The sequence below is a fragment of the Dehalogenimonas formicexedens genome (genome assembly GCF_001953175.1).
Taxonomy (GTDB): Bacteria; Chloroflexota; Dehalococcoidia; order Dehalococcoidales; family Dehalococcoidaceae; genus Dehalogenimonas; species Dehalogenimonas formicexedens.
Genome location: NZ_CP018258.1, coordinates 1 through 22471 on the forward strand (window position 1 = coordinate 1; position 22471 = coordinate 22471).

The following is a 22471-nucleotide window of genomic DNA, read 5'->3' on the forward strand; positions in this document are numbered from 1 at the left end:
CCGGGCGATTTTAGCACCAAATATTTATTTTTTCACGACGGGAGGCCGTTACGATTGGATGGGCTAAAACAACGAGAAAACGAGAGTTCGGTAGACTTGAATTCATGTCTCCCGTTGCCCTGAACAGGCGTTGTTGTTGTTTGCTGAGCCGCTACGCTGGCTGGTAACATAGGTGCATCTTAATTCTTCCGGCTTCCGCCGGGGCAAAATCGACTCCTGAGGGTTACAGCGCCGGGGCCGTTTTGTCTCTCAACGGAGATATATTTGGTCATAGACCCTGCGGCGAATTCAAACCACGCCGCCAAAATATGGGAGACGGCCCTGGGGGCGCTGGAATGCCAGTTGTCCCGCCCGAACTTCCGCACCTGGTACTCCAGGACCGCCGGCATCGCTTACGAAGGCGGGTGCTTCACTGTCGGCGTGCCCAACAGCTTCGTCGCTGAATACCTGGAGCAAAACCAGTGCTCGCTCATCGAAAAGACCCTGATGCGGCTGCTCCCGGGCAATAGTCTGCGTATCGCCTTCCAGGTTGCCGGAAGCGCCAAAGCATTGGCGGCTCCTCCAAAGGCGGAAGGCGCGCCGCAACGTGGGAACGGCTGCCGTTTCAATCCCCGGTACGATTTCGACACCTTTATCGTGGGCAGCGCCAACCGCCTGGCCCATGCCGCCGCCCTGTCCGCGGCTCAGCGCCCGGGTGAGGGTTACAACCCGCTGTTCATCCATGGCGGGTCGGGGCTGGGCAAAACCCATTTGCTCCAGGCTATCGGCCAGGCCGCCGAGCGCGCCGGCAAGACCGTCCGTTACGTCTCCGGGGAGCAGTTCACCTCGGAATTCGTGGCGGCTTTGAAAGACCGGCGGGCGGATGAATTCCGTGAAAAATACCGCGCCGTGGACGTCCTGCTGGTCGACGATGTCCAGTTCATCGCCGGCAAGGCCCAGACTGAGGAAACTTTCTTCCACACCTTCAACGAACTCCACAACTCCGGCCGCCAGATTGTCCTTTCCGCCGATTCCCCGCCTCGGGCCATCATACAGATGGAAGACCGGCTGCGCTCGCGCTTCGAATGGGGATTGACCGCGGAGATAGCTCCGCCAGACGAGAAAATGCGCCTTTCGATCCTAAAAGCCAGGGCGGAGGAGGCCGGCGCCGAGTTGACCCCTGACGTCCTTGATTATATGGCCTCCGAAGTCATTCGCAACATCAGGGAACTCGAGGGGAATCTGAACAGGGTTATCGCCTATTCCAGGCTGCTGCGATCGGTCATTACCCCGGACATGGCGCGGCGGGCCCTCAAAAACCTGACTGATGCCGTTGAGGAAAAACCCTCGGAGCCTCAAAAGCTGCTGGCGACGGTGGCCGAATGTTTTGAATTGACCGTCGATGATATCCTCGGCCGGAAGCGCGACAAAGAGACCGCCGCCGCGCGCCAGGTGGCCATGTACGTCATGAAAAACCAGAAGCTGTGGTCGTTGGGCGAGATTGGCAAACTGGTCGGCGACCGCACCGCCGCCACCGTGTCTCACGCCTGTGACAAGATCGGGCAGGAAGCCGAATACAACCCGCTGTTGAAGCGGAAATTGAATGATATCGAACAACGCCTGACAAGGGAATAAACCCGTGGCCGTAGGGGCGACGCAGGCGTCGCCCAACAATGCCTGGATGGAATGTTGTTATTGCTTTGGCGGGAATGACAAAAGGGAGTCAGGGCGCCGCCAGTCCCCCCGCCACCAGCAGCTCCCGGTTTTTCATAATCTCGCTGGTCCGGCCGTCGGCGAGGATTTTACCTCTTTTCATGATGACCAACCGGGGGCACAGCGCCTCGATGAGTTCCAGGTCGTGAGACACCACAATCTTGGTGACATCGAGCGATTTCAGGAGATTGATCAATCCCCACTTTGCCGCCGGATCCAGGTTGGACGATGGCTCGTCGAGGGCCAGAACTTCCGGACTCATCGAGAGCACCGAGGCCAGAGCGATGCGCTTCTTCTCGCCGAGGCTCAGATGGTGGGAACTCCGCTTTTCATAATCGGGTAGTCCGACAGCCTCCAGCGACTGTCCGACGCGCTTTCTAACCTCGGTTTCGGAAAGCCCCATGTTGATCGGCCCGAAAGCGACGTCATCGAAGACCTCGGGACAGAAAAGCTGGTCGTCCGGGTTCTGAAAGACCACTCCGACTTTGGCGCGTATGTTTTTCAGGTTGGCGGCCACAACCGGGATGCCGGAGATTTTCACCGCTCCGTTGGCGCCGTGGATGATGCCGTTCAGATGCATCAGGAGGGTCGATTTGCCGGCGCCGTTGGCCCCGGCGATAGCGACGCTTTCGCCACGTTCGATGGCGAGGCTGACGCCTTCGAGGGCTTTGCGGCCGTCGGGGTAGGCGTAAGTCAGGTTATCGAAAGCCACCACCGCTTCAGTCATCGGATCAGGCTCCAAGCCAGGGGCAGCAGCATCAATAAGGCCAGCGCGATTCCGGTAACGACATCGACCGTGTTCAACGCCATGTTGTCGAGAGTCCGGGACCGCCCGTCGAAACCCCGCGCCGCCATCGCGGCGTAAACGCGCTCTCCCCGCTCGTAGGAACGGACGAACAGGCTGCCGATCATGGAGCCGACGGTCTTGGCCTGAAACCCGGTCGACGGACTGCCAACGGAACGCGAGTCCCGGGCGTTCTTCATCCGCAGCACCTCGTCCATCAGCAGGAACAGGTAGCGGTACATGAAAGAGAGGATCATGACGATGACTTTAGGCGCTCCCAGTCTTTCGATGCCCTTCAGGAGGGCGGGCAGGGAGGTGGTCGAAGTGAGCACGATTAAGGCGAGCACAGAGAGCCAGCTCCGCGCCAGCAGCGTCCCGATGAACGCTAACCCGCCGTCGGTGATTCCAAGGTGCCAGCCGAAAATGTTCAGGCTGGACAACTCGATCCCGGGACGGGTGAAAACATTGACCATGCCCAGGAGCAACACGAACGGCAGGATTATCATCGAGCGCTTCAGAACATAGCCCAGGGGTAGTTTCGAAATGGCAAGGACCGCCACGAGAATGCCGAAATACGCCGCAAACGCCAGCCAGCTTCCCGCGGGGGTGACGATGATAGCGATAATGAACAAAAGAGACAACAGGAATTTCACCCGCGGATCGCGCCAGTGGACCGGGCTGTCGAGGTGGCTGTACTGGTCTAAAAAGCTGTGTCTCATATCATTCCATTTTCCTCGCCCTCTACTAAACAACCCTTCAGTTTTATTCCCTCTCCTTCTGGGAGAGGGTCAAGGGTGATGGCGTGGGAAAGGAACTGAAGAGCCTGCACCGAGCGTAGCGGATGTGAGAGGGTGATCAGGTTCGTTTCCTGGAAATTAATCGACCGATAAAATAGACGACCCCGAATACCACCAGGACCCCCAGCCACCCGGCTACGATCGTGGCCAGTGTCTCGTTGTGGATGCCCGGGAACAGGTATCCGGCGACGACCTGGAAAGGCGATTTGGCGGCTTGGTCGATGAAGCCCTGCTGCCCCGCGACTTTTTCCAGGCCATCCGGTGACTTCGAAGCCAGAGGCGATATTGTTGCCAGTAGAAGCGCAAACCCCAGGCCGAGAAGCCACCACTTTCTGTAATTCATATCCGTTCCATCTGCAGCACGTCGGCGCGCGATGCCATGACCGCCGAAACGACAAGGACGGTAATCAACCCTTCGCCGGCGCCGATGAGCGCGTGAACGCCGAGCATCGCCGGTCCGACGACAGCGAAAGGCGAGGCTCCCGAAGCCGCCAGTTCGAAGGCCGCCGCCAGCGCCGAGAACATAACGGAAGTCCATCCCGCCGCCGCGCCCCCGATGAGCTTGCCGCGGCGGGTGTCCGGCAGGATTTTGGTCACGAGGCGGTAGATGAGATATGAGCCGAAAACGGCGATGATGCCCATGTTCAGGATGTTGGCCCCGAGCGAGGCTAGCCCGCCGTCCTGGAAAATGAGCGCCTGGGCGATTAGCACCGCGGACATGATGATGACCCCGGCCCAGGGGCCGATCAGGATGGCGCACAGCGCCGCCCCTATAAGATGGCCGGAGGTTCCCCCAGCCACCGGGAAATTGAGCATCTGCGCGGCGAAGATGAACGCCGCCAGCATGCCCATCAGCGGCACCTGCTTCTCGCCGATCTTTTTGGCAGCCACTTTAACCGCCAGGCCGACCGTACCGGCAGACACCGCGCCGGTGGCGGCGAGGGTAGGGACATTTAAGAATCCGTCCGGAATATGCATGTTTAAATCCGAAATACTAAATCCGAAATTCGAAACAAACCCGGAATTCAAGAGTCGAAGGCCCGAAATTCATATTGTGTTTTGAATTTGGATATTTGATCATTTGAATTTGTTTCGGGTTTCGATATTCGTGCTTCGTGCTTATCTACACTCGGCGCACAGACCGGTGATTACATGGTGATGAAGGTCGGCGGCAAAGCCATGTTTCTCCAGCAGGCTTTTCTCAAGAGCTTCAAGAGCCTCTTCCGGCAATTCGACAACCTTACCGCAGGCGCGGCATTTCAGATGGTGATGGTGGCCTTCCTCGGAGTGATGATAAACATGGGCGCCGTGGATCTCGGCTTTAACTACCAGGCCCAGGCTTTCCAGGAGGTCGAGGGTACGGTAGACGGTCGAGCGGTCGACTCCCGCCACCTTGTCTTTGACCTGCTCATACAGGGCGTCGGCGGTCAGGTGCGCGTCCTCATGGTGGAGGATATCGAGGATGACTCTCCGCTGCGGAGTCAGGCGGTAGCCCTTGGCTTTGAGGATGTTATTGCAACTCATCGTTATTGCGACTCTTTGCAATAATTATGGCAAAGCTTGACGCCTGTGTCAACGCCCGGTGAGAGAAAATCAGGCAGTGAGATCTGCCGGAATAATCGAAAACAGCACCGCGTCGTGCACCTTATCGGGAAGGGACAGGCGGTTTCTGAGTATGGCTTCCCGGATCGCGCCTGCGTTTTCAGCGGTCTTCCGGCTGGCTGAATTTTCCACCCCGGCCAGAATTTCGATGCGGTTCAGCTTGAGGTCGTTGATCCCGAAACGGATGAGGAGCCTTGCCGCCCTTGCCGCCACACCCTGGCCCTGCCGGCTGCTCCGCACCCAGTAGCCAAGGTTAGCCACTTTGTCGATGGTATTCATGTGGTTCAAACCGCAGCCGCCGATGAACGAGCCATCCTTTGCGTCGATGATGCCGAACTCATACTCCGAGCCCTCCGGCCAGGACTTCATGGCGTTCTTGATCCAGCCTTCGCTTTCGGTCATGGAGTAACCATCGTGAGCCCAGGGCATCCACTGTTTCAGGCAAGTCATAGACTCCTGGACCGCGAGAAAAACCTCAAGCGCGTCGGACATCCGCAGCGGCCTTAGAGTGATCACACCGTCAGTGAGTTCTTTTAGTTCCATTTTACCCTCTCGCCCTTAACCGGTCGCTGGAATCCAGCATGATCGTCACCGGGCCGTCGTTGACCAGTTCGACGAACATATGCGCCTGGAACCTGCCCGTTTCGACCTTGACTCCCAGATTTCTCGCCTCGGCGACGAACTCGTCGAACATGAATTCCGCGGTTTCCGGGGGAGCGGCATCGGTGAAAGACGGCCGTCTGCCCTTGCGCGTATCGGCCATAAGTGTGAACTGGCTTATCAGGAGAAGTTCGCCTTTGACGTCGAGCAGCGATAAATTGAACTTGGAGTCGGCGTCGGCGAAGATCCTCAGGTTGACGATCTTGTTCACCAGGTAGTCGATGTCAGCCTTCTCATCGCCCGCCGCCACCCCCACCAGCGCCGCCAGCCCCCCGCCGATGCTGCCGATAACCTCGCCGTCGACGGTAACTTGTGCCCGGGACACTCTCTGTATGAGCGCTTTCATGTCCGTATTCTAGGCTATCGAACCGCCAGCCGCCACCAGGATATTCCAGGCGACGATCAGGATGTAGATAGCGACGATGATCGCCGTGACCACCAGCATCGGTTTCGGCGCTCGCCGCGACAGATCCCAGAGAAGGACGGCCGCGACAATACTGGCGCCCGCTTTTATCAATACAAACTCTCTTCTGGTCACCCAGTAGATCAAGAGAGCGTTTCCCTCGGTGCCGGCTCCGCTGGTCACAATAAACTGGGACACGACGGCGTCAGCTATGTTCAGGAGCACCAGCGACACGAGTAAAATCCGCGTTTGCCGCCGGGCTTTCTGGTCTGACGCTGCCGGTGGAGGAACTTGTTTCACCAGCTCTTACCACCGGCTGAGTTCGGCGCCCCACTGCCGCGCCCGTTCGATCTCGCCTTCCTTGAGCGGGCCCTGGGTGCCCTCGACGACGAATTTCTGGGCTTCGCTGGCTTTCCGGTAGCCGAGTTTCTTCATGCTCTCCTCGATGGCCGGCGTCGCCTTGCCCCACGGTCCCTTTACCCTGGTCTCGAACGCGGCAAAAGGCTTTTCACCGGGGACCAGTGAATCCAGCCAGGTCCGCATCGGCGGTTGGGACAGGTCGGGAGGCGCGCTGCCCGCTTTCACCTGGATGCCCCCGATCATCCTTTCGTTGGGCACGGAAAAACCCATCACCGGCGAGCCGACGACGAGGAAATCCGCATCCCTGATCGCCCCCGCGGTCGCTTCTCTGGTCGACATCACCCGGGTCCCCGGCCCCAACCCCTCGGCGATAGCCTGGGCGATAGCCGCCGTATTGCCCCATAAAGATTCGTAAACCACGACCGCTTTCATCAAATATCTCCTTGGCGTTCGATCATTCTCAACCATTTTAGGAGCGGTTAGAAGCGATGGCAAGAGATTTGTTGGATTTTCCGACGTAAAAAAGAGAGAAGCCTTATGGCTTCTCTCTTCAAATCCCCGGCATCGGGAGCTATTGAACGATAATCGTGCCGGTCATACCCGGGTGGATGGTGCAGTAATAGGGATAAGTTCCGGCGGTATTGAAGGTATAGGTGTAGCTGCCGCCCGGGTTGAACAGGCCGCTGTCGAAAATTCCGTTAGAGCTGGTCACCGAATGCTGGACACTGTCTTTGTTACGCCAGGTTACCGTGGTCCCGACGCTCACGGTGAGGGTTCTGGGTGAGTACTGGATGTTTTTCATGTCGACGGTGTTCGGCGGCGTCGAGCCGCCGCAGCCCAACGGTACCAGGGTGGCGGCAAACAGCAGAACACAGGCGAGAACCCCGAAGAACCTCTTTGAATTTTTTATCATTTCAAGCTCCCATTACAATTCGATATATTTAGTATAACTTTAATTATGCCGAGCTCAAAAAATGGGTATACCGGATAAAGAAGCAGCCGGCGGTTTTCCGCCGGCTGCTTCCGTCTAGATTGGACGATGGTTTAATTCACGAATCCGTCGGAAAGCGTCTTCAGGAAGGCCAGGATATTGGCCTGGTCGGCCATGACCGTCATCATGCCGCCGCCGCCCATGCCGCCGCCTCCCATTCCGCCTCCGCCGCCGCCCATCATGGGCATGGTGAAGTTGAGAGTCTCCAGGTTCAGGGACACCTCGGGCGCCGGGAACAGGTTCGGGTCGGGCATCATGCCGCCGCCCATGCCTCCGCCGCCCATCCCGCCGCCACCGCCCATGCCGCCACCCATCATCGCCTCCATGTGGGCGCGCCAGGTATAGAACATGATGACATCTTCGAGGGATTTGAAGTAGCCGTTATGCATGTAGGCCTTGACGAAGTCAGGGCTCGGCCTCAGGTCCACGTTCCGCAGCGTCGGCACCTTGAACTTGCCAAGGTTGGCTTCCCAGGTCGAGTCGCCGATGCTCTGAAGGAAGGCGCCCAACCCGTAATCGAGCCAATCCGCGCCTTCGGGGTTGTACTTTTTGTCCGCTGAGTAGAAGGGGTTGGCCGGGTTCTTGGGCACGCCGATGTTGTGGTAGCTGTAATCGGTGAACACCGGCCTGGCATCCATCGAGTCGCCCATCGAATGGCAGCGGACGCAGTCGCCGCGGGAAGGATCGTTGAACGCCGCCAGGCCCTGCAGTTCGTTATCCGCCAGTCCCAGGCCGCGGAAATTCTCCCAGTAGGACTGCGAAGGCGCCGGGGTGATGTTGACCCTGGATGAACCGGGCTGGGAACGATAGTTGGAACCCCCATTGGTAATCGTAATCGAGGTAACAACTCCGTTAACCACGGTAGCGTAGGCTGTCGCGCCTGAGCCCATCATGCCGTTTCCGAAACTGATAGTAGGTGCGGCCGAATAGCCGGAACCGCCATTAGTAACGGTGACGGCGGTGATGACCCCACCGACCACTGTGGATGTGGCCGTCGCTCCGCTGCCAACCCCGGCATTGCTGAAGCTGATCTTGGTGACATCCAGCCCCGCCGTTTTGGCGTTGGCCCAGAATACGTCGAACTTGGAACTGAACGAACTGACCTCGGGGCTTTCTTCGAAAGCGGCGATAGCTTTTGCGATATTGGCATAAGTTTCATCAAGGTGGCTGTTGATGTAGCTTTCCTTGATAGTGTTCTTCCCGAAAACTGCCTCATAAAGCCCCGCATATTCGGAGTGGGCCACCCCCAGGCACACCACCCTCGCCGAAGGCATGGCCTGCTCCAGCGGGTTCAGGAATGGACCCTGGGCTTGTTCTGCCAGAGGATCATCGAGCGTCCAGCCGGTCGCTCGGCCGTCGTAGAACATGCCGCCGATCCAATTGCCGGCCGTATCTTGATGCAGTATCGGGCTGTCACCGGCATAGGCCGCTGACGGCGGCTTGCGGTTGCCCGCCCGGCCGTTGATCGCCCCGGGGTAGATCGCCTGCCCCGCGTTGATCGCCGAGTCCGGCCCGGTGTAGCCGGTCGTCGGGTCGTGGCAGGTGGCGCAGGACATGTTGTTGCCGCTGGAAAGGTTGGTGTCATAGAACAGGTACCTGCCAAGCAGGACTTTTTGCTCGTCTTTTGAGAGCCCGCTCCAGTCGTCGGCCGCGGCTTCGACCGGCGCCAGCGCCAGCATCAGCCCCACAACCGCCGCCCCCATGATCAGCTTTCTTCTTCTCACTTTTTCCTCCCCCTTGAAACCACCATAAGTTGGGTGGTATTTCACCGGATTTTATTTTAAGGAATATAATACCCGGTTAACAATACGTAGATGTACTAGATTTTTATTACGTATCGCTACGTATTTGGGGCTAATACTATGTCCAAGTATGTCCAAGCCGCCCGGCCCATCGTCATTGAGAGAAGTCGTTGCCGGAGTGGGGCAGCCGGCTGATGATTGGCTATTTTCAGAGGTTCGTGTCCGGGCCTACGGTTGGTATAATTTTAAGCATCAGTTAACAAGAGGTGGCGTTATGTTTCGCGTTCGCCGCATCCTCGACGATACCCGGGCTACCGGCAAGCAGGCCGTGGCGCAGGTCCAGCAGATCATGCGGGACCAGTTCCCCAAGCTGCTGCCGAAGACAATTGCCGCCCTGCCCCACTACCTCCGCAATCCTGTGAAGTACGGCTTCCGCTCGGTCCTCTTCGTGGCCGACGATGTCAAGGGCAATACCAAGGGCTTTGCCTTGATGTCCCACGACCCGGAGCTCAATTTCGCCTACCTTGACTATCTCTCCGCCGCCAGGGGCGTCACCGGCCAGGGCGTAGGAGGGGCGCTTTACGAACGTGTCCGCGAGGAGGCCTCCCGCCTGGGCGTCATCGGTCTCTTTTTCGAGGCGCTGCCGGACGACGCCAGACTATCCAAAGACCCCAGGATCAGAAAGCAGAACGCCGCCCGGCTGCGATTTTACGAACGCTTCGGTGCCTTCCCCATCGCCAACACCAGGTACGAAACGCCGATAGTCCCTGGCGGCGACAATCCGCCCCTGCTGGTGTTCGACGGACTGGGCAATGACGTCTCCCTCCCCGCCCCCCTTGCCAAATCCATAGTCCGCGCCATCCTGGAGCGAAAATACGGCGATATCCTGCCCGAAGGCTATGTCGACAGAGTGGTGGAATCCTTCAAGGACGACCCGGTGAAACTTCGTCCGTCCCGCTACTTGAAGGGCGAGGCTGAGGTCATCAGGAAGCGCTCCCTGCCGGTTGGCAAGCGAATCGTCCTCATCGTCAACGACAAGCACGCCATCCACCACGTTAAGGAGATCGGCTACGTCGAGGCCCCGGTGCGCATCGACACTATCATGGCCGAACTGGACAAGACCAGCCTGTTCTACCGCGTCCCGGCCGTACACTTCGGCGAACAGCGCATCACCGCCGTCCATGACGCCGAGTTCTTCAACTACTTCAAGCGGGTGTGCTCCAAGCTTGAGCCGGAGGAATCGGTCTATCCGTACGTCTTTCCCATCCGCAACGCCGCCCATCCGCCGGAAGACCTGGCCATCAGGGCCGGTTATTATTGCATCGACACCTTCACCCCCATCAACCGCAACGCCTTTCTGGCCGCCAGGCGGGCGGTGGACTGCAGCCTGACCGGAGCCAAATACCTTCTGGAAGGCACCCACCTGGTTTACGCCCTGGTGCGCCCGCCCGGCCATCACGCCGAGAGGCGGGCTTTCGGAGGCTTCTGCTACTTCAATTCCGCCGCCGCCGCGGCGCAGTACCTGAGCCCCTTCGGCACCGTCGCCATCCTGGATATCGACTACCACCATGGCAACGGCCAACAGGTCATCTTTTACAGCCGGCGTGACGTGCTGACCATCTCCATCCACTGTAAGCCCTCCGTCGCCTACCCTTACTTCAGCGGCTTCGCGTCAGAGTGCGGCGAGGGCGAAGGCGTAGGCTTCAATATCAACTACTCCCTCCCCGAAAAAGTGGACGGCCCCGCCTTCCGCATCGAGCTGAAAACGGCCCTGACCCGCATCAAGCGCTTCAGGCCGCAGTTCCTCGTGGTGGCCCTCGGCTTGGACACCGCCAGGAACGATCCCACCGGCACCTGGGACCTCCTGCCCGACGATTTCGAGGCCAACGGACGCCTTGTCGGCGCGCTCGGCTTGCCGACGCTGGTGGTTCAGGAGGGCGGCTACGACACCCAGGTCCTGGGCATCAACGCCCGCCGCTTTTTCACCGGCCTGTGGTCGGCTGCATACGAATAGAATCTCCTCGCCCCTTAAAAGTGGCCTTTCCTTGTCATTCCCTCTCCCTGTGGGAGAGGGCTTAAGCCTGCACTGAGCAAAGCGAATGTGGTGAGGGTTCCACCTATCTCTCCCGACTATCGCCGATCCAGGTCGGGAGTCGGGTAATGTAGGGGCGATCGCGAATGCGTCGCCCAACGATCTCACCCCTGCTCGTTTTTGTCATTCTGATCAGAGCGAAGCATCTGGAAGAATCTCTAAACCACCCTGAACACGACGTTCCGAAAATAAATGAGAATCGATCGAAAAAGGTGGATTAATCCCCTCTCTCGCTAACGGCGGGAGAGGGCTAGAGCCTGCACTGAGCAAAGCGAATGTGAGAGCGGGTCAGTTTTCTCCTTGTCCGCTGACGGCGGGAGAGGATTAAGGTGAGGCTGCCACTGACTTCCCCCTGTAGGGCACCGGTCCTCCCCCTCTGTCTTTGCGAGGAGTGAAACGACGAAGCAATCTTAGGTCGGTTTAGCCTTCCCCCTTTAGAAAGGGGGATTGAGGGGGATTTCGGTCCCCCAATTGACAGCTGGGAGTGGGGTAATGTAGGGGCGAGGCGCGCCTCGCCCTTGGCCCTCTATGGCGCCTTCAGCCACTCCGCCAGCACCCCCTGCTGCTCTGTCGTCAAGTTCTTCGCCGTCTTGTGGTCGACGAGGAACGCCGCCAGGCTGGCCTGGGTGAAATCTTTGAGTTCCGGTGCCGTGATGTTCGGGCCGTGGCCGCCGGTCCGGTCGGATTTGTGGCAGGACGCACAGTCGTTGGAGAAGATCTGGCCGGCGTCGGTCAAGTCAGCCGGCGATACCGTCTTCGGCACGCAGGCGGTGACCAGGCCGCCGAAAATCAGGATGACCGCCGGGACGATAAAATAAAGTGATTTCTTTTGCATCAAAACCCTCAATCAAAATTAGTCGGTGAAGTACTATTATAACTTGACGAAGGCGCCGGGCGAAACCCCCACCCCCAACCTCCACCAAACTGTCTTTGCGAGGAGCCTAAAAATTCTCTCCGCTTTACTCCCTCTCCGTGAAACGGAGAGGGTAAGGGGTAAGGGCGACGCGGCAATCTCGTAACTCTCTTTCCTCGCCCCTACCAATGGCCTTTCCTTGTCATTCCCTCTCACATTTTGGGAAAGGGCTTAAGGGTGAGGGCGTGGGAGAGGAAATGAAGAGCCTGCACTGAGTAAAGCGAATGTGGTGAGGGCTTCGCCGATCTTTCCCAAATATCGCCGATCCAGGTCGGGAGTAGGATAAGGTAGGGGCGATCGCGAATGCGTCGCCCACTAACCCCCTCCGTCTTTGCGAGTCCCGACACGTCGGGACTCGGCAATCTCCTTTGGTCCAACCTTTCCCCCTTTGAAAAGGGGGACTAAGGGGGATTTGGTCGCAATTCATCGCCCCTGGATTTTTGTTATTCCGGCGCTCGCCCCGTACTTCAGTCGGTGAAGGCCGGAATCCAATTCGGCCCAAAATGTAGGGGTGAGGCGACCCTCGCCCTCCGGGATGTTCCTCAACGGATAACTGACAGCTGATAACTGAAAACTGATAACTCGCCGCCCGTCACGTCAGACTCTGCAAAAACGCTATCACATCATTCAAATCCCTGTCCGATATCACCCACACCGGCATCGGGTACTCAAGCCGGTTCCCTCCCGGGTCCAGCCCCTGGGTGACCGCCCTCTTGAACGTGTCGACGGTGTACGGCGGGTGGTCCATATCCGGGTCGGGTCCCGTGAGCGCCGCCCAGGTGATGTTCGGCACGTCATATACCGCCATCATCAAAAATATCTGCCCGCCGTGGGCGTTCTGCCCGTGGCAGGAGGCGCAGCTGTAATACATCATTCCCGGCCCGCTCGACTGGTACAGCGGGTCGCCCGACGAACTGGTGGCGTACAGGAAAATGTTCCGCCCGTTTTCGACCGATGCCGCCCCGGTGGTGGCGGTGCCGGTTGTCGATGTCGTGTTCGACGGAGCCTGTGTGCACGATGCCGCCATAATAATCAGGGCGATCGTCGCAGCGGCCGCGCCGGTCCTTCCGAATTTTTTCACGATATCCTCTTCAGATCTTTTTTACCTTTGCGATGCCTTTCTTCGGTTGTCCTCAGTTCAACTTTCCTCGCCCCTGGTGGGAGAGGAAATGAAGAGCCTGCACTGAGCGCAGCGAACGTGAGAGGGGGTATCGATCTTCTTCGCCCCGCAATCCACCTTGACATTCCGGCGCTCGCCCCGTACTTCAGTCGGGGAAAGCCGGAATCTAATCCCCGAAAATGTAGGGGCGACGCCTGCGTCGCCCAGCGATTTCACCCCTGGGATGGATCACTCGTCGCCAACTCCTTCCTCTCTAAAAACTGTCTTTGCGAGTCCCGACACGTCGGGACTCGGCAATCTTATACGGATTGTCCGACGTCTATCCCCTCTCCCCGACGGGGAGAAGGCTAGAGAGGGGCAATTAATCCCCTCGCCCGCTGACGGCGGGAGAGGGTAGAGCCTGCACTGAGCGAAGCGAATGTGGTGGGGTAGCATAAATTCCTTATCTCTATCACCGATGAAAAAACTTCGATTCGTTCATTTGGGATGCCGTATGAGTGACGAATCGGCATTTAGGATTTACATATTAGGATTTAGGATTTCCGTCACTAGTACCAAAACTTCTTCGCCTGAAAGAAGCGGTATCCCCTCAACCGGAAAACCAGCTTCCGCACCCTGTCCCTCTGCGACAATGAACTCGATGTGCACTTGTTCGTTTCCATGTTCGTCGTTCCTTATTCGTTGAAATTTGAGTTTCGAATTTGGATATTATCCCGATTCACATTCGTTCATTTGGGATGCCGTATGAGTGACGAATCGGCATTTCGGATTTCGATATTCGTATTTCGGATTTCAGTTGAAGGTTGACATTGATCAGCTTTCAACTATTTCCAGGGCGAGTTCAACTGGAAATAGTTCCCGTCCGGGTCGGCGAAGGTGGCGATCCACGCCCCTTCCATTTCGTAGAGTTCCTTGACGATCCTGGCTCCCAGAGCCTTGATCCGCTCGTACTCTTTCTTGTAGTACCTCGTCTCGAAGTTCAGGATTACCCGCTGGGGCTCTTTAGCCGTGCCTTTGACCTCGGAATGTTCCCCGACGTGGAACCAGCAGTCTCCGGTTTTCCAGCCGTACCACGCACCTTCCTGCCAGTCAGGTTTGCCCAGGACCCTGGTGTAAAAATCCCCCAGCGCCGACGGATTCTCCGATCCGATCATGATCGATGTCAGGCTCAACATATCCTCGTTCCTCCCGCATTTTTCGATTCGACCGCAACTTTAGTCTAGAACGTGTCCGACGGCTTACATATCCGTATTTTCACCTAATTTTCGGTGCTTTCGCTCCTACTTTTCCCCAACCTTGTCTTTGCGAGGAGGGCGAAGTTAACCTGTCCCGGCCTGCCCCGATGTGTCGGGGAACTTGTCGAAGGGTGGCAATCTTCCTTGCATAGCCTATTTTGTCATCCTGCGCGCAGCGGAGGATCCACAACCTTTTGTCTTTGCGAGGAGTGAAACGACGTGGCAATGTGCACTTGGTTCGACCTTTCCCCCTTTGAAAAGGGGGACTAAGGGGGATTTGGCCGCAAATCATCGCGCGTCTTCAGCGTGCCCTTTTGTCACTCCGGCGCTCGCCCCGTACTTAGTCGGGGAAAGCCGGAAGTCAAGCCAACCCTGGATGTAGGGGCGACGTAGGCGTCGCCCAGCGATTTCACCCCTGGGATGGATCACTCGTCGCCAACTCCTTCCTCTTAATCTGTCTTTGCGAGTCCCGCCACGTCGGGACGTGGCAATCTGATTTGGTTTGGGGTGCTTTTTCCTAATCGCCCGCTGATAGCTGATGGCTTTCACAAAATATTCCCCCAAAAACGTCACCAGACGCTTGACAACTCTCTGAACGCCCGTGCTATAATATGCCGCATGAACAGCACATGTTTTCTGCGCGGTACTATGGACAACCCTCGCTCCAGCCCCGCGTTTCCGGATTTTCTTGCCGCGCCGGACAAACGAATAGCTTTGATACCATTTGATGTGAAAAACAATTCCCACGTTTGGAGTAAACGTAAAAATTCCGGATTCGTTTCAGAAAAAAGGCTTCACCGGAAAGCAAAAATACTCGAGACGCGCAGCTCGAAACTTGGGACTCTGTCCGCGTCACCGAGTCGTTCCAGTCGTTTTTTAGGTGCATTTGGAGTTTCTGGTCGGAAGCCGATCGCTGACAGCTGAGAGCCTCTGAACTGTGAACTGTGAACTGAAAACTGTTAACTCTACATTGGTAGTATTCCTCCGGGGGTAGTATAATACGCCTGTTCTAGACAAACGAGAGATCAGAATGTTTGCTCGCCCCTCCGTAATCGAGTAAAATCTGTCACCAAAATCAAGATTAGGAGCCGGCGATGGCCTACAACGACGACGAACAGGCTAAACTTAAAAAGCAGCACAGCCAGAGCGCCATAGACCTTGCCCTTTCCGGCCGCTGGCGCGACGCCATCGCCGCCAACCAGGCCATTCTCGAACTCTTCCCCCAGGACATCGAAGCGTTGAACCGGCTCGGCCGGGCTCATATGGAACTCGGCGAATACGCCGAGGCCCAGGCTTCTTATAAAAAAGCCAAGGAAGCCGACCCTTACAACTCCATCGCCGACCGCAACCTGCGCCGCCTGGAGGTCCTTCTCGTCTCCGGGTCCAAGACCAACGTGGAAGCCAACAGCCAGCGCGTCGAACCCCAGGTTTTCCTCGAGGAAACCGGTAAAGCCGGCGTCATCAACCTGAGTTCATTGGCGCCCCGGGAGGTCCTGGCCCATGCCGTTGCCGGCGACAAGGTCAATCTGCTTCCGGCAGGCGCGAGCATCAGGGTAGAGACCATGGCTGGAGAGTACGTCGGTTCGGTGGAACCTCGCCATGCCCTGAGGCTTTTAAAGCTGATGAGGGGCGGTAACAGGTATTCCGGCACCGTCGTCAGTTCCACGGAAGACAAGCTCTCGGTCATGATCCGTGAGACATACCAGGACCCGTCGCAGGTGGGACAGATTTCGTTCCCCACCCGCCTGCCCACGGCGGCGCGCAAACCGGAACTCGAATCCGCCGCTGAGGAGACCGAACCCGCGCCGGAGGGCGAAGAGGCCGAGGCCGTGGTGGAAGAGAACCTTGAAGAGGAAACCTACCCTGAAGAAGAGGACGAAGAGGAGTTGGAGGTCTAATGGTAATCGGTAAAACCCGCCCGATCAACATCGAGGAGGAGATGAAAAACTCCTACCTTGATTACGCCATGAGCGTCATCGTATCCCGAGCCCTCCCCGACGTCCGCGACGGCTTGAAACCGGTGCATCGCCGCATCCTCTATGCCATGAGCGACATGGGCATGCACTATAACACGGCGTACAAGAAGAGCGCCCGCATCGTCGGCGAGGTCCTCGGCAAATACCACCCTCACGGCGATTCCTCCGTCTACGATGCCATGGTGCGCATGGCCCAGCCCTTCTCGATGCGCTACACCCTCGTCGACGGCCAGGGCAACTTCGGTTCGGTTGACGCCGATCCCCCGGCTGCCATGCGCTACACCGAAGCCCGCCTCACCCGCCTGGCCGAGGAAATGCTGGTCGACATCGATAAAGACACCGTTGACTTCATGCCTAACTTCGACGCGTCGCTGAACGAGCCTACGGTTCTGCCTTCGCGTTTGCCCAATCTGCTGATGAACGGCTCGGCCGGCATCGCCGTCGGCATGGCCACCAACATCCCGCCTCACAACCTTTCCGAACTGTGCGACGGCATCGTCTATTTGATCGATAACCCGGAATGCACCATGGATGACCTGATGCACTTCGTCAAGGGCCCGGATTTCCCCACCGGCGGCATCATCCTGGGCGCCGACGGCATCCGGAGCGCCTATGCCTCCGGCCACGGCAAGGTCGTCATCCGCGCCCGGGCTCACATTACCGACGCGTCAGAGACGGGTAAACGCCAGATCATCATCACCGAACTGCCTTACCAGGTGAACAAGGCGGAGCTGGTTTCCCGCATCGCCGGGCTGGTCAGAGAGAAGAAGGTCACCGGCATCGCCGAGGTCCGCGACGAATCGGACCGGCAGGGGCTGCGGGTGGTCATCGACCTCAAGCGCGACGGCCAGCCGCAGCAGATCCTGAACAACCTGCACAAGCACACCAACCTTCAGGACAGTTTCTTCATCAACATGCTGGCCCTGGTGGACGGCAAACCCCAGATCATCAATCTGAAAGAGGCTTTGAAGCTTTACGTCGAATTCCGCCAGGTGGTCATCACCCGGCGTTCCAAGTTCGAACTCAAGGCCGCCAAAGACCGGGCCCACATCCTCGAGGGTCTCAAGATCGCCCTCGATAATCTCGATGCCATCATCAACCTTATCCGCAAAGCCGAGAATTCCGAAGTCGCCCGGCGGGAACTCCAGAGCCGGTTCGGCCTGTCCCAGATCCAGGCCCAGGCCATCCTCGACCTGCAGCTGCGCCGCCTGGCCGGTCTGGAACGCCAGAAGATCCTCGATGAGTACGCCGAGGTCCTGAAGCAGATATCCTACCTGGAAGACCTGCTGGCCAACCCGAGGAAGATTCTTACTCTTATCAAGACGGATGTGGCCGAAATTAAGGCCAAGTACGGCGATGCCCGCCGCACCGAGATCCAGGCCCAGGGAGTGATCGAGTTCCGGGAAGAGGACCTCATCCCCCACCAGAGCATGGTGGTGACCCTGACGGAGCGCAATTTCATCAAGCGGGTACCCACCGAGGTCTACCGCTTGCAGAACCGCGCCGGCCGCGGCAAGAGCATCATCACCACCCGCGAAGAAGACGCCGTGCGCTTCATCATGGTGGCCGATACCCATGATAGCGTATTGCTTTTCACCAATCGGGGACGGATTTTCTCGATCAAATGCCATGAAATCCCCTGTGATCTTTCTCGCACCGCGAAGGGGCTGGCGATTATCAACCTTGTTCCTTTGTCCGAGAACGAGAAGATTACCGCCATGCTGTCCCTGACTGATTTCAAAGAAGAATATTCGCTCATCATGGGCACAGCAGGTGGAGAGATCAAGCGCACGCCCGCATCGGACTTCGCGTCGGTACGGTCGAGCGGCCTGCTGGCCATGGACCTGCCCAAGGGCGATGAACTCATCGGGGCGCTCGTCGCCAAGGAAGACGATAATCTCATCCTGATCACCCGCGACGGGCAGTCCATCCGTTTCCCGGTGTCGGATCTGCGTGTTTCTCAGAGAGCCTCCGGCGGCGTCCGGGGCATCGCCCTGCGTGACGACGACCGCATGGTCGGCATGGACGTCACCCATCCGGGACATTTCGTCCTCGTCATTACATCGGGCGGCATGGGCAAACTGACCCCGGTGGAAGAATACCCGCTGCAGCACCGCGGCGGCTCCGGCGTTCTGACCTTTAAGGTTGTGGAGAAAACCGGACCGGTGGTCGCCGGGAAGGTTGTCGATAAAGAACACCAGGTGATGATCGCCACCGCCGAGGGCGTTGTCATTCGCACCCCGGTCGGAACTGAGGACTCGGAAAAGGGAATCGTCGTGATGGGCCGCAGCACCCAGGGCGTCATCGTTATTCGCCCCGATGAAAATGACCGCGTGGTCACCTTTGGCACGATGGTGGTTTAGGCTTGTTGAGATATTTTCGAAAATTTGTCTCAAAAGCCCTTGACATGGCGTCGGAAATGAGATAAAGTGTTCTCAAGAACACTTGTTCAGGCGGTGAGAATATGGCTAAGATTTCGGATACCCTTTCGGCAAGGCAGGAAAAGATCCTGGAATTCATCCAGAATTATGTGAAAAAGTACGGCATTCCCCCCAGTATTCGTGACATCGTCGCCGGTTGCAGTATCAGCTCGACTTCCGTCGCGGATTACAACCTCAAGCACCTGGAACGCCTGGGCTTTATCCGCCGTCATCATGAGATTTCCCGGGGAATCGAACTTGTCGATAAGGTCAGCCGCGCCTGCCCGGTAACCGTGCCGCTGATGGGCCGGATCGCCGCCGGCCGCCCCATACCGGTGCCGGATACGGAAACCTGGAACGCCTCCAACTCAGCCGAGACGGTGGAAGTTCCCCAGGCCTTCGTGGATGACCGCAAGGATGTTTACGCCCTGAAAGTCAAAGGGACTTCGATGATCGATGCGCTTATCAATGATGGCGACGTCGTCATCATGCAGGCGGTCCAGTCGGTGGACAACGGCGAGATGGCCGCGGTCTGGCTCAAGACTGAAAAAGAAGCCACCCTCAAGCGTTTTTACAAAGAGAAGCGGGGCAACAAAGTCCGCCTGCAGCCCGCCAATGCCCAGATGGCTCCCATCTACACCGAAGCCTCAAACGTCGAAGTCCAGGGCCGGGTGGTGGGGGTCATTCGTAAGCTCGTTTGATTTTTAAAACCTGGTCGGTTACCATATAGCAGCTTCCCAATCATCTTGATCAAGGCTGCTAATCTATGCTCGCTACTCAGTTCAAAGAAGTCGGCAAGGCACTGTTCACCCGCGGACTGGTATCATCGCATTCCGGCAATTTGTCGGTGCGCCTGAACGAAGAAAAGATGCTGATAACCCGCCGCGGCAGTCAGCTCGGCGCCCTTTCAGACCAGGACCTGATCGAGACCGGCATCGTGAAGAACGATCTCCAGACGCCACTGGCGTCCGTGGAACTGCCGGTTCACCGGGCTATATTACAGCACACCAACGCCGGCGCCATTGTCCATGCCCACCCGCCGCACGCCATTGCCCTCTCAATGACCGAGACGGAGATCGTCTCCGAACAGGCGGAGCACTATGAACTGGGCAGGATTCCGGTACTTGGCTGGAACCAGGACACCCGGCCGGGCTGCCTGAGTGAAGAAGTCGCCGAGGCGCTGAAAACTCACAAGATTGTCCTGGTATACGGCCACGGCAGCTTTGCCGCCGGTCAGATCCTCGAGGAAGCCTACAAATACACCGCCGCCCTGGAAGAGGTTTGCCAGGTGCTGTGGCTGGTCAAAAGCCTGCGAAAGGCTAAATAGTCAACCCTTTCTCTTCGGCCTGATCTCATCCCTGCCCAAAGCCCCAAGTCCCCGGCGTTTGAAGTCCGCTATCGCGCCCGGAGCGTATTTGACGGCGATGACGGCATCGAGGGCAATGGCTGCCAATACCGTGCCTAAGCAGTGGGAAGCGAGCCAGGCAAACCCCGGCAGGCAGATCAAACCCACCGCGTTGCCCGGAACCAGGTTCTTTCCCAACCGCCATACCGCCAGGATGACACCGATGAACCCGGCGAGCACCCAGGCATGTCCATAGATGATCGAAGCGGCGGCGACGGCTCCCGTTGCCGCCGCCATGCCCTTGCCGCCTTTAAAGCCCAGCCAGACCATCCAGTTATGGCCGATGACCGCGAAGACTCCGGCGAAGAGGACCCACAGCGGTGCCAAGTCGAGCAGGTAGCGGGCGGTCAGGACTGCGGAGGCGCCCTTGGCGATGTCGAGGGTAGCCACGGCGATCCCGGGACCTAATCCTACACGTCGAATGGTGTTCAGGGTGCCGACGTTGCCGCCGCCTAGATCACCACCCGAGAGACGGGCGACGATGCGGGCGGTCGGGATGGACCCCCAGAGATAACCTAACAGGAGGGCTAATAGGGGCATTGTCTGGCCCTCACCCTAATCCTCTCCCGCGAGGCCGCGGGCGAGGGGATTAGTAAACCGGCGTGCACCAGCCGGTGTACTTGGGCAGGTTGCCCTTAATGGCGTCGAAGTAGAGGTCTTTCAGTTTGGCGGTGATCGGGCCGATGCCGCCGTCGCCGAGCTTGCGGCGATCGATCTCACAGACTGGAGTGAGGTGAGCTGCGGTACCGGTCAGGAAGCACTCGTCGGCGGTATAGAGTTCGTAGCGGTCGACGAGCCTCTCCTCGACCTCGAGGCCGAGCTCGTTCTTCGCCAATTGGATGACCGTATCACGGGTGATGCCGTTTAAGATGCTGGAATAGGTCGCCGGGGTGACCAGCTTGCCCTTTTCGACCAGGAACAGGTTCTCACCACTGCCTTCGGCGACATGACCGTCGGGGGCGAGCATGACCCCTTCGTCGAAGCCATTCTCGATGGCCTCGGTTTTGGTCAGGGCGTTGTTGATGTAGAGGCCGGTGGCTTTGACGCTCGGCGGGAAGACGTTGTCGTCGGGGCGGCGCCAGGTGGAGACGGCCAAGCGGCAGGAGTCGGTGTCGATATAGCGGCCCCATGGGATGGCAAAGCACAGGAAGTCACTCTTCAAATCGTGGAGCCGCACCCCCAGCGCCTCGGACGACTTGTAGGCCAGGGGGCGGAGGTAAATATCTTCCTTGAAGCCGCACTTTTTGGCGACGTCAACGGTGATGCGGGAGAGGTCGTCGGCAGAGAATGGGATATCGAGGCGGAGGACCTTGCAGCCGTCCTTCATGCGGCGCATGTGGTCCTGGAGCCGGAAGATATAGAGCTGGCCGTGGGCGGCGTTCCAGTTGCCGCGGATGCCCTCGAAGAGGCCGGTGCCGTAGTGCAGGGCGTGGGTCATGACGCTTATTTTGGCGTTTTCAAGGGGGACGATTTCACCCTGGAAATAGCAGTAACTGGGCATCGGGGGCCTCCTTTTTGAGCGGTGTGGCTATGGATTATAGACTCTCGGCGGTTCACGGGCAAACTTTGTCGGGGATTTTGCTTTTGTTTATTGCATTCTGGCACATGTTAAAACGACTGGAACGACTCGATGCGGCAATGCAAGTTGAACCCATCCATTGCCCAATCCAAGTTGGTACGGGGACGAACTCATACGAGAACATCTTCTTGCCCTCACCCTACCCTCTCCCGCGCGCCCTCACCCTCAAACCCTCTCCCAAAGGGAGAGGGAATAAAAAGGAATGGCCATTGGTACGCGGGCGAGGAGATAGTGTACGCATTTCGCGAAAACAATGGAAACAATTCCCCGAGGCGGAAACGGAATAATACCAATAATCCAATAATACCAATTATCCAATACTACCAATCCCCTGCTCCCCTGGATTCCTGCCTTCGCGGGAATGACAAAACGCCTTAGCGATTCGTTTTTCGTTTTTATGCGACAAGTTTTTATTGCGAAACGAATCCCCGAAATTCAGCTTTGGCGCAATCGTAAGATTCGATTTGAAAAAGGAACCATAACGAACCCTGATCCAATCTCCGGCAGCCGAGACTTGAATCATGGCAGATATCTCCGACCGAGATGTTCCGGTCAACAATCCGGCTTCCTGATTGTACAGGTGTGCTAATCTATCCATGCGGGTATTATAGCACGGGTGTTTCTGGTAGTGTCAAGCGTCTCGTGTCGTTTTTGTGGGAATATTTTTTGAAAGTTCACAATTTACAGTGTCAGTAAACAG

At 57.8% G+C, this 22471-nt stretch carries 23 protein-coding genes; 6 read left to right on the forward strand and 17 right to left on the reverse strand.

The annotated features are described in order from the left end of the window. Positions 1-264: 264 nt before the first annotated feature. Positions 265-1614 (forward strand): chromosomal replication initiator protein DnaA, encoded by a 1350-nt coding sequence (gene dnaA / locus Dform_RS00005; RefSeq protein ID WP_225973694.1) that lies wholly within the window; start codon positions 265-267, stop codon positions 1612-1614. A gap of 88 nt (positions 1615-1702) precedes the next feature. Here dnaA and Dform_RS00010 read toward each other — a convergent pair whose 3' ends face one another. The 11 genes from Dform_RS00010 to Dform_RS11505 form a co-directional block, all read right to left on the reverse strand. Then, positions 1703-2419 (reverse strand): energy-coupling factor ABC transporter ATP-binding protein, encoded by a 717-nt coding sequence (locus tag Dform_RS00010; protein WP_076003187.1) that lies wholly within the window; start codon positions 2417-2419, stop codon positions 1703-1705. Beyond that, positions 2416-3195, reverse strand: a complete 780-nt coding sequence (cbiQ, locus tag Dform_RS00015; RefSeq protein WP_076003188.1) for a cobalt ECF transporter T component CbiQ — start codon at positions 3193-3195, stop codon at positions 2416-2418. Before cbiQ ends, Dform_RS00010 begins: the two co-directional genes overlap by 4 nt. A gap of 136 nt (positions 3196-3331) precedes the next feature. Then, a complete protein-coding gene (locus Dform_RS00020) occupies positions 3332-3616 on the reverse strand; it encodes a PDGLE domain-containing protein (RefSeq protein ID WP_076003189.1) in 285 nt (94 codons plus the stop codon). Further along, positions 3613-4251 carry an energy-coupling factor ABC transporter permease gene (locus Dform_RS00025; RefSeq protein WP_076003190.1) on the reverse strand — a complete coding sequence of 213 codons (639 nt, stop codon included), beginning with the start codon at positions 4249-4251 and terminating at the stop codon, positions 3613-3615. Before Dform_RS00025 ends, Dform_RS00020 begins: the two co-directional genes overlap by 4 nt. 141 nt (positions 4252-4392) lie before the next feature. Then, a complete protein-coding gene (locus Dform_RS00030; RefSeq protein WP_076003191.1) occupies positions 4393-4797 on the reverse strand; it encodes a Fur family transcriptional regulator in 405 nt (134 codons plus the stop codon). 69 nt (positions 4798-4866) lie between these two features. Next, positions 4867-5418, reverse strand: coding sequence for a GNAT family N-acetyltransferase (locus Dform_RS00035; protein WP_076003192.1), 552 nt, complete (start codon positions 5416-5418; stop codon positions 4867-4869). Between the two features lies 1 nt (position 5419). Beyond that, a complete protein-coding gene (gene dtd, locus Dform_RS00040; protein WP_076003193.1) occupies positions 5420-5881 on the reverse strand; it encodes a D-aminoacyl-tRNA deacylase in 462 nt (153 codons plus the stop codon). A 9-nt stretch (positions 5882-5890) separates the two neighbouring features. Then, positions 5891-6238 carry a DUF5658 family protein gene (locus tag Dform_RS00045; protein WP_145925479.1) on the reverse strand — a complete coding sequence of 116 codons (348 nt, stop codon included), beginning with the start codon at positions 6236-6238 and terminating at the stop codon, positions 5891-5893. A gap of 6 nt (positions 6239-6244) precedes the next feature. After that, positions 6245-6730, reverse strand: a complete 486-nt coding sequence (locus Dform_RS00050) for a flavodoxin family protein (RefSeq protein ID WP_076003195.1) — start codon at positions 6728-6730, stop codon at positions 6245-6247. 139 nt (positions 6731-6869) lie between these two features. Next, a complete protein-coding gene (locus Dform_RS00055) occupies positions 6870-7211 on the reverse strand; it encodes a cupredoxin domain-containing protein (RefSeq protein WP_076003196.1) in 342 nt (113 codons plus the stop codon). 131 nt (positions 7212-7342) lie between these two features. Then, positions 7343-9013 carry a cytochrome-c peroxidase gene (locus Dform_RS11505; RefSeq protein ID WP_145925480.1) on the reverse strand — a complete coding sequence of 557 codons (1671 nt, stop codon included), beginning with the start codon at positions 9011-9013 and terminating at the stop codon, positions 7343-7345. Between the two features lie 292 nt (positions 9014-9305). On the opposite strand from Dform_RS11505, the gene Dform_RS00065 reads away from it, so the two are divergent. Beyond that, the gene (locus tag Dform_RS00065) at positions 9306-11045 is read left to right on the forward strand and encodes a histone deacetylase family protein (protein WP_076003198.1); all 1740 of its coding nucleotides are present in this window, start codon (positions 9306-9308) and stop codon (positions 11043-11045) included. 604 nt (positions 11046-11649) lie between these two features. Here the strand turns inward: Dform_RS00065 and Dform_RS00070 are convergent. The 3 genes from Dform_RS00070 to Dform_RS00080 all read right to left on the reverse strand — a co-directional run bounded on the left by Dform_RS00070 (position 11650) and on the right by Dform_RS00080 (position 14331). Next, complete coding sequence (locus tag Dform_RS00070) at positions 11650-11958, reverse strand: c-type cytochrome (protein WP_076003199.1); 309 nt, start codon at positions 11956-11958, stop codon at positions 11650-11652. A gap of 670 nt (positions 11959-12628) precedes the next feature. Continuing rightward, positions 12629-13117, reverse strand: coding sequence for a c-type cytochrome (locus tag Dform_RS00075; RefSeq protein ID WP_076003200.1), 489 nt, complete (start codon positions 13115-13117; stop codon positions 12629-12631). A gap of 863 nt (positions 13118-13980) precedes the next feature. Next, positions 13981-14331, reverse strand: a complete 351-nt coding sequence (locus Dform_RS00080; protein WP_076003201.1) for a VOC family protein — start codon at positions 14329-14331, stop codon at positions 13981-13983. Positions 14332-15485: 1154 nt separating this feature from the next. Between Dform_RS00080 and Dform_RS00085 the strand changes: the two genes are divergently transcribed. The 4 genes from Dform_RS00085 to Dform_RS00100 all read left to right on the forward strand — a co-directional run bounded on the left by Dform_RS00085 (position 15486) and on the right by Dform_RS00100 (position 20114). Then, on the forward strand, positions 15486-16289 hold the full coding sequence (locus tag Dform_RS00085; RefSeq protein WP_076003202.1) for a tetratricopeptide repeat protein: 804 nt from the start codon (positions 15486-15488) through the stop codon (positions 16287-16289). Beyond that, on the forward strand, positions 16289-18730 hold the full coding sequence (gyrA, locus tag Dform_RS00090) for a DNA gyrase subunit A (protein ID WP_076003203.1): 2442 nt from the start codon (positions 16289-16291) through the stop codon (positions 18728-18730). Before Dform_RS00085 ends, gyrA begins: the two co-directional genes overlap by 1 nt. 101 nt (positions 18731-18831) lie before the next feature. Beyond that, the gene (gene lexA / locus Dform_RS00095) at positions 18832-19488 is read left to right on the forward strand and encodes a transcriptional repressor LexA (protein WP_076003204.1); all 657 of its coding nucleotides are present in this window, start codon (positions 18832-18834) and stop codon (positions 19486-19488) included. A 65-nt stretch (positions 19489-19553) separates the two neighbouring features. Continuing rightward, a complete protein-coding gene (locus tag Dform_RS00100; RefSeq protein WP_076003205.1) occupies positions 19554-20114 on the forward strand; it encodes an aldolase in 561 nt (186 codons plus the stop codon). Here the strand turns inward: Dform_RS00100 and Dform_RS00105 are convergent, their stop codons facing one another. The 3 genes from Dform_RS00105 to Dform_RS00120 all read right to left on the reverse strand — a co-directional run bounded on the left by Dform_RS00105 (position 20115) and on the right by Dform_RS00120 (position 22294). Continuing rightward, a complete protein-coding gene (locus Dform_RS00105; RefSeq protein WP_076003206.1) occupies positions 20115-20732 on the reverse strand; it encodes a glycerol-3-phosphate acyltransferase in 618 nt (205 codons plus the stop codon). Between the two features lie 49 nt (positions 20733-20781). Continuing rightward, on the reverse strand, positions 20782-21693 hold the full coding sequence (locus tag Dform_RS00110) for a branched-chain amino acid transaminase (protein WP_076003207.1): 912 nt from the start codon (positions 21691-21693) through the stop codon (positions 20782-20784). Between the two features lie 388 nt (positions 21694-22081). Further along, complete coding sequence (locus tag Dform_RS00120) at positions 22082-22294, reverse strand: hypothetical protein (RefSeq protein WP_076003209.1); 213 nt, start codon at positions 22292-22294, stop codon at positions 22082-22084. Positions 22295-22471 lie beyond the last annotated feature (177 nt).